At 33.0% G+C, this 14,064-nt stretch carries 15 protein-coding genes; 1 reads left to right on the top strand and 14 read right to left on the bottom strand.

Features of this window, described 5'->3' with window-relative positions; all coding sequences use genetic code 11:
• Positions 1-318 precede the first annotated feature (318 nt).
• Positions 319-2,499 (top strand): OmpA family protein, encoded by a 2,181-nt coding sequence (locus tag ACWGOQ_RS08155; RefSeq protein ID WP_452057453.1) that lies wholly within the window; start codon positions 319-321, stop codon positions 2,497-2,499.
• An 8-nt stretch (positions 2,500-2,507) separates the two neighbouring features.
• Here ACWGOQ_RS08155 and pdxH read toward each other — a convergent pair whose 3' ends face one another.
• The 14 genes from pdxH to hisB form a co-directional block, all read right to left on the bottom strand.
• On the bottom strand, positions 2,508-3,152 hold the full coding sequence (pdxH, locus tag ACWGOQ_RS08150) for a pyridoxamine 5'-phosphate oxidase (RefSeq protein ID WP_452057452.1): 645 nt from the start codon (positions 3,150-3,152) through the stop codon (positions 2,508-2,510).
• Between the two features lie 54 nt (positions 3,153-3,206).
• Complete coding sequence (locus ACWGOQ_RS08145; RefSeq protein WP_452057451.1) at positions 3,207-4,112, bottom strand: ribonuclease Z; 906 nt, start codon at positions 4,110-4,112, stop codon at positions 3,207-3,209.
• 52 nt (positions 4,113-4,164) lie between these two features.
• Positions 4,165-4,623, bottom strand: coding sequence for a thioredoxin family protein (locus ACWGOQ_RS08140; protein WP_452057450.1), 459 nt, complete (start codon positions 4,621-4,623; stop codon positions 4,165-4,167).
• A gap of 45 nt (positions 4,624-4,668) precedes the next feature.
• A complete protein-coding gene (locus ACWGOQ_RS08135; protein ID WP_452057449.1) occupies positions 4,669-5,001 on the bottom strand; it encodes a ribonuclease Z in 333 nt (110 codons plus the stop codon).
• 4 nt (positions 5,002-5,005) lie between these two features.
• Positions 5,006-5,935, bottom strand: a complete 930-nt coding sequence (locus ACWGOQ_RS08130) for an aspartate carbamoyltransferase catalytic subunit (protein ID WP_452057448.1) — start codon at positions 5,933-5,935, stop codon at positions 5,006-5,008.
• Between the two features lie 61 nt (positions 5,936-5,996).
• Positions 5,997-6,536, bottom strand: coding sequence for a bifunctional pyr operon transcriptional regulator/uracil phosphoribosyltransferase PyrR (gene pyrR, locus ACWGOQ_RS08125; RefSeq protein ID WP_452057447.1), 540 nt, complete (start codon positions 6,534-6,536; stop codon positions 5,997-5,999).
• 160 nt (positions 6,537-6,696) lie between these two features.
• A complete protein-coding gene (locus ACWGOQ_RS08120; protein WP_452057446.1) occupies positions 6,697-7,332 on the bottom strand; it encodes a hypothetical protein in 636 nt (211 codons plus the stop codon).
• A 221-nt stretch (positions 7,333-7,553) separates the two neighbouring features.
• Positions 7,554-9,380, bottom strand: coding sequence for a 30S ribosomal protein S1 (gene rpsA / locus ACWGOQ_RS08115; protein WP_452057445.1), 1,827 nt, complete (start codon positions 9,378-9,380; stop codon positions 7,554-7,556).
• Positions 9,381-9,539: 159 nt separating this feature from the next.
• Positions 9,540-10,136: a bifunctional phosphoribosyl-AMP cyclohydrolase/phosphoribosyl-ATP diphosphatase HisIE gene (hisIE, locus tag ACWGOQ_RS08110; RefSeq protein ID WP_452057444.1), complete on the bottom strand. Its 597-nt coding sequence runs from the start codon at positions 10,134-10,136 to the stop codon at positions 9,540-9,542.
• A gap of 51 nt (positions 10,137-10,187) precedes the next feature.
• Positions 10,188-10,943, bottom strand: a complete 756-nt coding sequence (hisF, locus tag ACWGOQ_RS08105) for an imidazole glycerol phosphate synthase subunit HisF (RefSeq protein WP_452057443.1) — start codon at positions 10,941-10,943, stop codon at positions 10,188-10,190.
• Entirely contained in the window at positions 10,943-11,458 is a 516-nt protein-coding gene (locus ACWGOQ_RS08100; protein ID WP_452057442.1) for a DinB family protein, read from the bottom strand. Before ACWGOQ_RS08100 ends, hisF begins: the two co-directional genes overlap by 1 nt.
• 3 nt (positions 11,459-11,461) lie before the next feature.
• Positions 11,462-12,190, bottom strand: a complete 729-nt coding sequence (gene hisA, locus ACWGOQ_RS08095) for a 1-(5-phosphoribosyl)-5-[(5-phosphoribosylamino)methylideneamino]imidazole-4-carboxamide isomerase (RefSeq protein WP_452057441.1) — start codon at positions 12,188-12,190, stop codon at positions 11,462-11,464.
• Positions 12,191-12,203: 13 nt separating this feature from the next.
• Positions 12,204-12,800 carry an imidazole glycerol phosphate synthase subunit HisH gene (gene hisH / locus ACWGOQ_RS08090; RefSeq protein ID WP_452057440.1) on the bottom strand — a complete coding sequence of 199 codons (597 nt, stop codon included), beginning with the start codon at positions 12,798-12,800 and terminating at the stop codon, positions 12,204-12,206.
• A gap of 90 nt (positions 12,801-12,890) precedes the next feature.
• Positions 12,891-14,033 (bottom strand): bifunctional histidinol-phosphatase/imidazoleglycerol-phosphate dehydratase HisB, encoded by a 1,143-nt coding sequence (gene hisB, locus ACWGOQ_RS08085; RefSeq protein ID WP_452057439.1) that lies wholly within the window; start codon positions 14,031-14,033, stop codon positions 12,891-12,893.
• Positions 14,034-14,064: the final 31 nt, after the last annotated feature.

The following is a 14,064-nucleotide window of genomic DNA, read 5'->3' as shown; positions in this document are numbered from 1 at the left end:
AGCTTTTACAATTCTAAGTATAAAATCATAAAAAAGAATTTTAAAAGAAAATATATTACACGGAATACATTCAAATAAAAGAAAAGAAAACTATAAAATACCACATAAACCTATGAAAACGAGATAAATAATAAAAAGCACTTTGTCGGTAAAACTGTATTTTATATCGAAAAGAATGATTTTTACTTACATAATCAAATGTTAAAATATACATTTACCTACGGTTTCCCCCTATCAAATAAAAGTTTACCCTAATCAATCAAACACAATTTAGAAAGAAAAATTAAGTTATATACATTAGGGAATAAAAAAGAAAAAGTGGAAAAAATTGGTGCTAAAATAAAAAAATATTCTAAGGTTAGTATCTGCCTTATATTTACCATGTTATATGGATCTTTCAATATATATGGTCAGGTAGAAGTACCTTTAGAAAAAAGAACCGAATTCACAATTAAAGGTGATTTTAAGTTTGTTTCTAATACTATCCTAGGGAAGGTTAGTAAGGATGATGGAACGGAAGTTTTTGATCCTAATAAAAGCTACAATAATGGTGGTTTGAATAATCAGTTCAGAATGGGTTTTATCGACATCGATAATGACCCGTCTACATTTAATAGTAGTAGTGCTGACTTACAAATAACTTCTGGTTGTGCCTCTATTAAACATGTCGGTCTTTATTGGACAGCCTCTTATGCTGATGAAGAAAGAAGGAATGACATTAGATCAATCAAAATAAAATATCCAGGACACCAATCTTATACGGCTATAAGGAATGCTGAAATCATCCATGATTATTATAATGATGACAAATCATTGTTTAAACAATATTCTTGCTACAAAGACATTACTGCTCAAGTTATGAGTCTGGAAGACCCCACTGGAACTTACACGGTAGCCAACATTCCTGCGACTACATCTGAAATTAATGATGATGCGGCATTAGGAAATGGTTTAGCAGGTGGATGGACAATGGTTGTTATTTATGAGGATAAAGCTAAACCAAGAAAGCGTTTTTATGTATATGACGGATTCGTTAATATAGATTCTAAAGCCAAACCGGTAGAGTTTTCTTTCGATAATTTTCAAACCATTCCGGAAGGAGCTGTTCATGCGAAAATTGGTGTAATTTCATATGAAGGGGATAAAGGAATACGTGGAGATCGTTTCCAGGTTAAATCCAACGAGACTAATAAGTTTAAAGGTATTACAGACAATACGAACCCAATGAATAATTTCTTTAATGCAAACATTACAGAAAATGGAAAGAACATAACTTCCAGGGTTCCTGCAAGTCAAAACACACTAGGCTATGACGCAGATTTATTCGATATTAAAAACCCAAGAAATAGCATCATTGGAAATAATCAAACTAAATCAAGTTTCAGGTTATTAACAGATAATGATGGATATTCTGTAACTGCAGTTGCTTTTAGTGTTGAAATTTATGAGCCGGCAATTCAGATCATTAAAAGGTCTCGATATACAGACAATAGTTTTGTGTTTCCTAATGACATCATAGCGCCTGATCAGGATATTATTTATAGTTTAACAATCAATAATGATGGTAACGATAATGCAAAGAATACTATCATTAAGGATATACTTCCTGAAAATGTAATTTTTTCGAAAGAGTCGGTTGTTCTCCCTTCAAAGAGAATTAAAGTTTCTTATGACGAACCTTCTAGAACAGTACGATTTACTGTCCCTGATAAAATGGTCAAAATTGATAGTGAACCGTTTGAAATTAGATATGCAATCAAAGTAAATACAAGTTGTGATTTACTAAATGAAACTGGAGAAATTAAGATTGTAGATCAGCCAGTTATTGCTGAGTTTAACGGATCTTTGAATGGGACTAAAAAATATTCTAAGGGTTACAATCATATAAACAAATGTAATTTACCTGATTATTATCAGTTAAAATTAGCTGTGGACATTAGTGGATTAAATTGCCCTAATGCCAATACTGATTTTGTTAACAGAACAAAAGAATTGGATAAGAATTTAGTAGAGTTAAATACATCAAACAAATCAGAAAACACAGAAAGTACGGGTATCAATAATAACGATGTTCTAAACACAACACAAGGCCCAGCATCTGAATTGACTTCTGATATTACGGTTAATAAAACGATTAATGATCTTATTAAATTAAATGAAATTTATTTTGAGTTCGACAAGTGGGGTATTACTGAAAAAGCAGAAATTGAACTCGACAAGGTTGTAAGATTAATGAAAGAACGTTATCCTGATATGATCATTAAAATTGAAACGCACTCAGATAGCAGAGGAAATCACGATTATAACCTAGATTTATCACAAAAAAGAGCAGAATCTATTTTTAGATATTTAGTTAGTCAGGAGATATCAGAGAATAGAATACTTTCTTACCAAGGTTTTGGAGAAACTAGACCCGTTAACGACTGTCTTGATGGTCAGGATTGTGAAGAAGACGAATACAGAAAAAACAGAAGATCTAATTTTGTTATCATGGATTAATTTTTTTTTTAAGGTGCTAATCTATCACTTTTCCAAATGCTATTTAATGATGTATATCTAATTCTATCGTGTAATCGATTAGGTCTTCCTTGCCAAAACTCAAATTCTATTGGCACAATACAAAATCCTCCCCAAAAATCAGGTTTTGGTATTTCTTTATTTTTAAATTTTTTTTCTAAAGACACGAGTTTATCTTCTAAAATGTCTCTTGAATCTATCACTGTACTTTGATCCGATGCCCAAGCACCTAATTGACTACCTCTTGGCCTGGATTGGAAATACGCTTCACTATGTTGTTTGGATATTTTGCTAACCACTCCTTTGACAATAACCTGACGCTCTAAATTAGGCCAGAAAAACGAAATACAAACTTTATTATTGTTACTGATAGCTTTTCCTTTTTCTGAATCATAATTCGTAAAAAAAACAAATCCATTTTCATCAAATTGTTTGAGTAGTACAATTCTAGCTTTAGGAAAACCATCTAATCCAAATGTCGTTAGTGTCATCGCATTTGCCTCTTCTACTCCACCTTCTTGCTCAACCTCTTTAAACCAATTAGAAAATAAACTAAAAGGAGATTTTGGTAGGTTATTTTCTTCCAAGGCTTTTTTATCATAGGATTTTCTGTAACCAGTAAGATCTCTATTCATGATGATAGTTTTATATTTTATTTAAATGTAATATGAATTACGCGATCTTTCTAACTAGAATTCAAAAACTTTACCGTCATCCCCAATTTCTACCTGATCAAAAACTGTTAGCGCTTCATCTTTAAATTGCTCAATATTATCATACCTGGTTGAATAATGTCCTAAAATTAAATTTTCAACATTAGCCTTCTTAGCAATAGTAGCAGCTTCTATAGCTGTACTATGCCCTGTTCTATGGCATAAATATTTATGGCTCTCCAGAAAGGTAGATTCATGATATAACGCGGTAACGTTATTTATTAAAGGGATTTTATCCTCATCATAGCGGGTATCACTACAAAACGCGTAGCTTTTTACAGGAGCAGGATCATCTGTTAATTCGGTATTCGATATAACGGTTCCGTCATTCAACAAAACATCTTTACCTTTCTTAATTGACTTATAGTAGACCTTATCAATATCGTAATTAAGTACTTTACTCATTACTAGTTTTCGATCTCCAGATTTCTCCTGAAACAAAAAACCATTACAATAAATACGATGCTGCAGAGGTATGGTACGGACAATTACTTTATCGTCTTCAAATATCAGCTCAGATTCCTTATTTGTAAGTTCGTGAAAATGTAATGGATAATCTGTCCAGGAATTAGAAAGCTTTAATTGTAATGTAATAGCTTCTTTTATTCCTTTTGGACCATAAATATGAAGTGGATTCTCTCTGTTTAACATTCTAAATGTAGATACTAATCCCACTAATCCGAAAAAATGATCACCGTGTAAGTGTGATATAAAGATGTGATTGATTCTTGAAAATTTAACCTTGTTTCTTCTTAGTTCTACCTGAGTCCCTTCTCCACAATCAATTAAAAAAACGTGATTGTTTATTTCTAAAACCTGAGAAGTTGGATTTGTAAATGTTCTGGGAGTTGCCGAATAGCAACCTAAAATTGTTACTTTCAATTTTGCTATATTAATTTAAAAAGTGTCAAGATAATCTAATCTAGTATATTAATCAATATCCGTTGCTAAAAGAACTAAAAGTAGTGAGCAATTCTATATATCGTTTCGCTGACATATTTCTATAACCAGTTGCTCCAAGTACCTTTCCCTCTACATCAATTACCAAGACAACAGGAAAAACCATTTTTCTATTATATCGTTTTGCAAGCAATTCATTCTTATCTTGTTGAACTTCTGATAATTGGTTTTTTTTACGTTTAGGAAAATCCGCCTTAACCCAAATAAAATTTTGATCTGCAAACTCCTTAAAGTCAGGATTAGAAAAAACTTTTCTTTCTAACTTAATACAGGGTGGACACCAATCTGATCCAGTAAACAGAACCACCATGTTTTGATCTTTTTCTTTTGCCAAAACAACTGCTTCGTCATAATCGTATTTCCAATCTTGTGCATAAGTTGCGCTTGAGAGCACAAATAGTAGGGCAAAAATTAATGGGGCTAATTTAGTCATAAGAACTAAGACGTAAGAAAAACCCAAAGATTACAAAAAATAAAATTAAAAATCCAGATCCCGTTCTATTTCCTCCATCTCTATAAGATCTAATGCTTCGATTAAAGTGGGTACAATCGTAATTTCTTTTGGCGTCTCATCATAGGACACTTTATCTGTCACTATGACAAAAGAACGCCCATTTGTTTTATGAGTATTTGAAATTCTTAGAAATTCATTGATATCGCTTATCGACAATTCTTTCAATGAAAATAAGTTAGCCACAATATTATCGTTTTTAAAGGTTTCATATTTATTCTCAATCCCTTTAACAAAATCTACAATTGTAGCTTTTTCCTGTGTAATTATGGTTGTTGTACCTTCTTTATTGAATATCATATGCTTATTGTTTTATTTTTGAAGCTAAAAGATAAATAACTGCCATTCTTACTGCAACTCCGTTCTGAACCTGATCTAATATTATGGCTTGTTTAGAATCAGCAACATCACTCGTGATCTCAACACCACGATTGATAGGTCCCGGATGCATAATTACAATCTCTTTATCAAGGCTGTCCAACAACCTTTTGTTTACTCCAAATTGTTGAGTATACTCTCTTGTTGATGGAAAATAACTTATTTCCATTCGTTCATTCTGAACCCGTAACATATTTGCAACATCACACCATTCCAAGGCTTTCAGTAGATCTGTCTCTATGGTAACTCCAAGTCGTTCTATATACTTGGGTATAAGTGTTTTTGGTCCACAAACTTTAACTTCTGCACCTTGTAATTTTAGCGCAAAAATATTTGACAAAGCTACTCTAGAATGTAAAATATCCCCAACAATAACTATTTTTTTTCCTCGTACTTCTCCTAATTTCTCTCGAATTGAATAGGAATCCAATAACGCTTGCGTAGGATGTTCGTGTGCACCATCTCCAGCATTAATAATACTTGCATCAACATGCTTAGATAAGAAAACCCCTGCTCCCGGATTTGGATGTCTCATTACTACCATATCCACTTTCATGGAAAGAATATTGTTTACCGTATCTATTAGCGTTTCTCCTTTCTTAACCGAGGATGAGGAGGCAGAGAAATTAATTACATCTGCAGACAACCTTTTTTCAGCGAGCTCGAATGATAGCCGAGTTCTCGTACTATTTTCAAAAAAGAGATTAGCAATCGTTATATCCCTAAGCGAAGGAACCTTTTTTATGGGCCTGTTGATTACTTCTTTAAAATGATCAGCTGTTTCAAAAATGAGTTTTATATCTTCTTTTGTAAGATATTTAATTCCAAGTAAGTGATTCACACTTAATTCGCTCATTCGTCTATATCCTTATTATACTTCTGAAATGCCTATAATAGATTCCAGAAATTATTCAACATTAACTATTTATTAAATACACTGCATCTTCACCTTCGTTTTCCATCCAATGCACTTTAACTTTTTCTTGATTTATGGCATCTACTTGTCTCCCACGATAATTAGGTTGTATTGGTAAATGCCTGCTAAAACGTCTATCAATGAGTGTAAGCAACTCTATTTCTTTAGGCCTTCCAAACGATTGTATCGCTGTTAAGGCAGACCGAATACTCCGTCCTGTATATAAAACATCATCAATAAAAACGACACGTTTATCTTCTACTGTAAAATCAACCTTCGTTTTATTAGCTTCCAAAGGTTTCTCTCCTCTCCTAAAATCATCCCGATAAAAGGTAATATCAAGATATCCCATTTTCACATTACTAAGATGGTAATCTTTAACCAAAAGATCTTTTAATCTATCCGCTAAAAATGTACCTCTAGGCTGAACTCCTATAAGCACCGTATCTTCGAAATGAGTATGGTTTTCGATTAATTGACAAGCCAAACGGTGCAGAATAATATCTATCTCCTTTGCACTAAGTAGTAATTTTTGACTCATAATTTCCAAATAGACATTTGGTGTACAAAAGTAATGAAATTTTAGAACTAATCAATTTTAAGTAGGTTTTAAAAAAGGAGCCATCGTCTAAAAAATAACTTGTAAAAAAACCGTCATTTTCTCCTTTCTTGGTTAAATAAAAAAATAAAACTGAGCTAATCTATTCTTTTATTTCTATCCAAGGACCAAACGGTTTCGGATATTGAGGTAAAACAGCAGGGGTTGGGTAAAAATTTTTATAAGGGTTCTTATAATCATGAATTTTTCCTGATTTTTTATTGATTTTATAGGTTATGGAATGTACGTCATAAATCTGTATTGCATAGTGGTCTTTTTGTTCTCTTATGATTGTATTTATTGTTGAAGATGTATTGATATGGTATTTTGGATCGTTGGAATTATTCAATTTCAACACTCGATCAATTGCCTTTTGAGTTTCTTTTGTAGTGCGATATAAATAGCTTGTAGAAAAAACAGATTCTGAAGTGTTGTTTTCAGAATTACTAATTAATGAACCTCCGCTGCCAGAGACTCTATCAAGAGAAACTCTTACAACAACATTACAATAAACCTCTGCTCCATATGTAAGATATTTTATTGGAGAACGCTCTTTAAACTCAACTTTTACTTCTGCATTATTATACCAAACAGAAACAAGTACGTTATCATCGCGAATAAGAGATTTAGGGTCATCGCTGATTGTTTTTGCAGCAATATTGATAATAGCTGCTCTTCCTAATTTTTTTGTTTGATTTACTCTCTCTTTGAACTCTTTCAATTGCTGTTCGGTATACATACTTTGGCTATTTAACAAAATAACAAACAAAAAATGTAAAATTAATAGATATATACTTTTTATCATTTTTGTCTTTATTTTTTTAACAAATTTCGATAAAACACCACCACCAAAACACCACAAAACCAGTATAAACAACACCCCTTTTTCTGTCTATTAATAACAAAAAAAAGACCGCCCAATAATTGAACGGTCTTTTATCATATTTATAAAATCAGGGGTTATTTACCTCCTTTTTCCATTTTAGCTTTGAGATCTGCTAACGCATCGATATCACCAAGAGTAGTTTTCTCTGAGTTACTAGCGGCAGCTTTCTTCGCAGCTTGCTTAACAATTTTCGCCTCTTCTTCTTTAAACAATGCGGTATGAGAAGCTACAACTCTTTTGAATTCTTTATTAAATTCAATGATTTGAAACTCAGCCTCATCACCTTTTGTAAGTTTCTTACCGTCTTCTTTTTCTAGATGACGAGATGGTACAAAAGCAACAATATCTTCATTGAAATCGATAGTAGCACCTTTGTCTACAATCTCTGCAATGGTATTTGTATGTTTCGTTCCTACAGCAAACTCCTTTTCATACTTATCCCAAGGATTATCCTCAGTTTGTTTATGACCAAGACTTAATTTACGTCCTTCTACGTCTAACTCAAGAACTACAACATCAAGCGTATCACCAACATTGGTAAAGTCGGATGGATGCTTGATTTTCTTAGTCCAAGAAAGATCAGAGATATAAATTAATCCGTCAATACCTTCTTCTAACTCAACAAATACTCCAAAGTTAGTAAAGTTACGAACGATACCTGAGTGCCTAGAACCTACAGGATACTTAGTCGTAATATCCGTCCAAGGATCCGGAGTTAATTGTTTAACACCAAGAGACATTTTGCGTTCTTCTCTATCCAGCGTAAGAATCACGGCTTCTACTTCGTCTCCAACTTTTACGAAATCTTGCGCAGACCGTAAATGTGTTGACCAAGACATTTCTGAAACGTGAATCAATCCTTCTACTCCTTCTTCTACTTCGATAAACGCACCGTAATCTGCGATTACAACTACTTTACCTTTTACTTTATCACCAACTTTTAGTTCGTTATCAAGAGCTTCCCAAGGATGTGCTTTCAACTGTTTCAATCCTAATTGGATACGTGTCTTAGCCTCATCAAAGTCTAAAATTACTACGTTTAATTTCTGATCAAGTTCAACGATCTCATTTGGATGATTGATTCTAGACCAAGAAAGATCTGTAATATGGATAAGTCCGTCAACACCTCCAAGATCCACGAATACACCATAAGAAGTAACGTTCTTAACAGTACCTTCTAATACCTGACCTTTTTCTAATTGACCAATAATTTCTTTCTTTTGCTCTTCGATATCAGCCTCGATAAGTGCTTTGTGCGATACAACAACGTTTTTGAATTCGTGATTAATCTTAACCACTTTGAATTCCATTGTTTTACCTACATACGCATCATAATCACGGATTGGCTTCACATCAATTTGAGAACCTGGTAAGAATGCTTCAATTCCGAAAACATCTACAATCATACCTCCTTTAGTTCTGCACTTAACAAAACCGTTTACGATTTCGCCAGTATCGTGAGCATTATTTACTCTATCCCAAGCCTTGATCACACGAGCTTTACGGTGAGATAATATTAACTGACCTGTTGCATCTTCACGTACATCAATTAATACCTCAACCTTATCACCTACTTTTAGATCAGGGTTGTAACGAAATTCATTTAATGAAATAACCCCTTCACTCTTTGCATTAATATCAATAATAGCATCACGATCTGTAATATTGATTACAGTACCATCAACTACCTCATCATTTAAAGTGTCAACGAAATTTTCTGCCACTAATTTTTCAAACTCTTCAAGTTTAGAATCTGCGATCGGGTCAATACCTTCTTCGTAGTTGTGCCAGTTAAATTCCTTTAAAAATTGCTCAGGATTTTCTTGTTGAGGCGATACAGCTGGAGCTGCTTTTGGAGCCTCTACTTCCTGAACGTCTGTGTTTTTTGTTTCTTCAGACATTGAAGATAAAATTTGTATCCTGTATTTGTTTGAGAATCAATACGAAAACCTATACAGAAGCGTTAAATTTAATTATTTTTATCCTTTTTATATTCTCTTATTCGCTAAAAAGGGCTGCAAAAATACAATATAATTTATTAGAAAGCAAAGTTTTACACTTTAATGTCTATTTTTCAGAACCTCTACTATGTCATCTAATTTATAGCCCTTGGCTTGCAACAAAATTAAATAATGAAACAGCAAATCCGCACTTTCATCTAAGAACAATTTTTCGTTATCGTCCTTTGCTTCTATAACCACTTCTACAGCTTCTTCTCCTACTTTTTGAGCAACTTTATTTATCCCTTTTCTAAACAGAGACGCTACATAAGACTTTTCATTATCTTGATTTTCTTTTCTATCCTGTATCGTATTCTCTAAAGTTGTCAAAAAACCAAAAGACTGTTCATTATTTTCATTCCAACAGGTATCCGATCCAGTATGACAAGTTGGTCCAATGGGATTAACAGAAATCAAAAGTGTATCTTTATCACAATCATTCTTTATATCAACTAAGCTTAAAAAGTTTCCACTCTCCTCGCCTTTCGTCCATAATCTATTTTTAGTTCTACTAAAAAAAGTTACCTTTTTAGTTTCTATTGTCTTTTTGTATGCGTCTTCATTCATATAACCAAGCATCAAAACATTTTTTGTAGTTACGTCTTGAATTATTGCAGGAACAAGTCCATCATTATTTTTGTTGAAATTTATTTCCATTTTATCAATCTATATTTTGGTTTCCAGATCAAGGTCCGGAATACTATTTTGTTATAATCTTACCGGAATCTTATTTGATCTCAATTCCCTTTTTAAATCTTCTATTTCTATCTCTTTAAAATGAAAGACGCTTGCAGCTAATGCTGCATCTGCTTTTCCTTCTTTGAAAGTATCTATAAAATGCTGTGTATTACCTGCTCCCCCAGAAGCTATTATTGGGATATTTAACTCATTTGATAATTTTGCTAATGCTTTATTTGCAAAACCATCTTTAGTCCCATCATTATCCATTGAGGTAAATAATATTTCTCCAGCGCCTCTTTCTTCTACTTCTTTTGCCCAATCAAACAAATCAAGCTCGGTTGGCACTTTTCCTCCTACTAAATGTACTATCCATTTTCCATTAATTTGTTTCGCATCAATAGCCACTGTAATACACTGACTTCCAAACTTTCCTGCTAACTCGTTAATCAATTGCGGGTTTTTAACTGCAGATGAATTTACAGAAACCTTATCTGCTCCATTTTGAAGTAAGATATCTACATCCTCTATAGAAGATATTCCTCCTCCTACTGTAAAAGGAATATTCACTTTTTTTGCAACCTTAAGTACTAAATTTGCAAGTGTTTTTCTTCTCTCCTCAGTAGCTGATATATCTAAAAATACCAACTCATCTGCTCCCGCTTTGGAATACGCATCTGCTAATTCTACTGGATCACCTGCATCTCTTAAATCAACAAAGTTGACACCTTTTACAGTTCGACCGTTTTTAATATCTAAACACGGTATAATTCTCTTAGTTAACATTAGTTTTCTTTATTTTTAGTATTAAGATCTATTCCTTCGTAAAAACCTAAATCTTTATTTTTTAATTGTTTTGTCCAGAAAGCAATCTGTCCCGTATGATATGATAGATGTTCGGTGACGTGAATTGCTATTCCGATTCCTGAAAAAGTAAATCCTTGGACCTCTCGTTTTCTCATTAATTCGGTAAACGAGCAATTTAACAGAACCGTTTCTGCTTCTTTAATGGTATTAGTCAACTTTAGTAATAATTCTGCTTTAGCAAAACCTTTTTGAGCTTCGAACTCAACATCTCTATCACGTTTATCTTCCAAACCACCTAAGGAAGCTATAGCATATTGCGTAATATTACCACAAAGGTGAAGCATTAAATTTCCAATACTATTAGAAGATTGATTAAATCGTTTCCATATATCATCTTCTGTAAGATGATTAAAACTAATAGTAATCATCCTAAGGCTTTCATTTAATCTGTAAACAATCTGCTCCTTTACCTCTTGTGCTATTTCTTCATTCATTGTTTATACATTCTGAAGAATATAATTTTCCAATTGTTTTAGACTAATTCGGTTTTCATAAATTGCTTTTCCAATGATTGTTCCTTCACAGCCAATTTCAGCTAATTTCGGTAATTCATTAAAAGTTGAAATTCCTCCAGATGCAATTAGCTTTATATCTTCTATTTCTTTCAACATTTTTTTATACAAATCAAAAGAAGGTCCTTCTAGCATTCCATCTTTACTTATATCCGTGCATATTACATACGAAACGCCTTGTTTTTGATACTCTTTTATAAATGGAATTAATTCTTTATCGCTTTCTTCTAACCAACCGCTTACTGCAATCTTTTCATGCTGCGCATCTGCTCCTAAAATAATTTTACCATTCCCGAATTTTTGTAACCAAGATTTAAAAACATCAGGATCTTTGACAGCAATACTGCCTCCGGTGATTTGATGAGCCCCACTATCAAAAGCTATTTTTAGATCTTCATCTGATTTCAGACCGCCTCCAAAATCTATTTTCAAATCTGTTTTAGAAGCAATTTGTTCTAACACTTTATGATTAACAATATGCTTGGACTTAGCTCCATCCAAATCTACTAAGTGTAAAAACTGAATTCCGTGTGCTTCAAATTGTTTAGCAACTTCTAAGGGGTTTTCATTATATATTTTCTTAGTATCATAATCTCCTTTAGAAAGGCGAACACATTTTCCATCAATGATATCTATTGCAGGTATGATTCTCATATTTATAATATAATTATTGGTTATTAATTTTTAGGTCTAGAAAATTTTGTAAAATTTTCTCACCTGCATCACTACTCTTTTCTGGATGAAATTGAGTTCCGTAGAAATTATCTTTCTGTAAAGCTGTACTATACGTAATTCCATAAGTTGATTGCGCAATGGTTTCTTTCATTACTGGTGCATAATAACTATGTACTAAATAGATATATTCTTTTTCTGACACTCCTTCAAACAATTGAGATTTTAAAGACTCTATTTGGTTCCATCCAATCTGCGGAACTTTTACATCGTTATTAAACTTTATGACATCTGTATGAAAAACCCCTAACCCTTTGGTATTCCCTTCTTCGGAATAGTTACACAGCAACTGCATCCCCAAACAAATACCCAAAACCGGTTGCTTTAATTGAGGCACCAAAGTATCCAAACCAGAAGCTTTTAGTTTTCTCATAGCGCTACTTGCTTCTCCAACACCTGGAAAAATAACCTTGTCTGCAGCGTTGATTTCTTCTCGATCATCACTCAGAACTGCTTCATATCCTAATCGCTGAATTGCAAACTTGATGGATTGAATATTTCCTGCTCCGTAATTTATGATTACTATTTTCATTTATATAATGAGTATTAAGTTGTGAGTAGAAAGTAGTAAGCATAGTTTTTTTAACTTCATACTTGATACTGACCACTCAATACTTTCTATTTACAACATTCCTTTCGTACTTGGTAAAATCATTTTTTCAGAATCTCTTTTCACCGCCACTTTAATTGCCTTTGCAAACGCTTTAAAGATAGCTTCTATCTTATGATGTTCATTTGTTCCTTCTGCTTTTATATTAAGATTAGCCTTTGCACCATCTGTAAATGATTTAAAGAAATGATAAAACATTTCTGTTGGCATTTTACCTATCATTTCACGTTTAAAATCTGCTTCCCATACTAACCAATTGCGTCCTCCAAAATCGATCGCTACCTGGGCTAGACAGTCATCCATTGGTAAACAAAAACCATATCTTTCTATACCAAGTTTATTATTCAGTGCTTGGCTAAAAACTTCTCCTAAAGCAATCGCCGTATCTTCAATAGTATGATGTTCATCTACTTCTAAATCTCCTTTAACCTGAATATCAAGGTCCATTTGTCCATGACGAGATATTTGATCCAACATGTGGTCAAAAAAATCTAATCCTGTAGCTATATTACTTTTACCTGTTCCGTCCAGATTCAATTTAATATAAATATCGGTTTCATTGGTTTTCCTGGTAATTTCTGCTACTCGATCTTTTAACTTTAGAAATTCATAAATTTCCTTCCAATCTGTTGATGTCAACGCAATACATTCGCTGATGGTTTTTATGTTCGCCTCTGTTTCATCTACTCCAAGTTCCGGGTCTTCCGACAGAAAAATCCCTTTAGCTCCAAGATTTTTTGCTAATTCCATATCTGTAATTCGATCTCCTAAAACAAACGAATTTTCTAAATCATATTTTTCTTTATCATAATACTGGGTCAAAAGAGCTGTTCTGGGTTTTCGGGTATCTGCATTTTCATAAGGAAATGTTTTATCAATATGAACAGCATTAAACACAACTCCTTCTTTTTCGAACGCTGCTATTACTTTATTATGAGCTGGCCAAAAAGTGTCTTCAGGAAAAGAATCTGTTCCTAACCCATCTTGATTAGTTACCATCACCAATTCATAATCCAATTCGCTCGCAATTTTAGCCATATATTGAAACACCTTTGGATAGAACTCTAATTTCTCCAAACTATCTAATTGATAATCAACAGGCGGTTCTAAAACCAACGTACCATCTCTATCTATAAATAATACTTTCTTTTTCATATTTTTTTCATTCCAGCTTTGACTGGAGTTT

The organism is Aquimarina ulvae, assembly GCF_053613295.3.
This window is presented reverse-complemented; position numbering and strand designations above follow the sequence as displayed.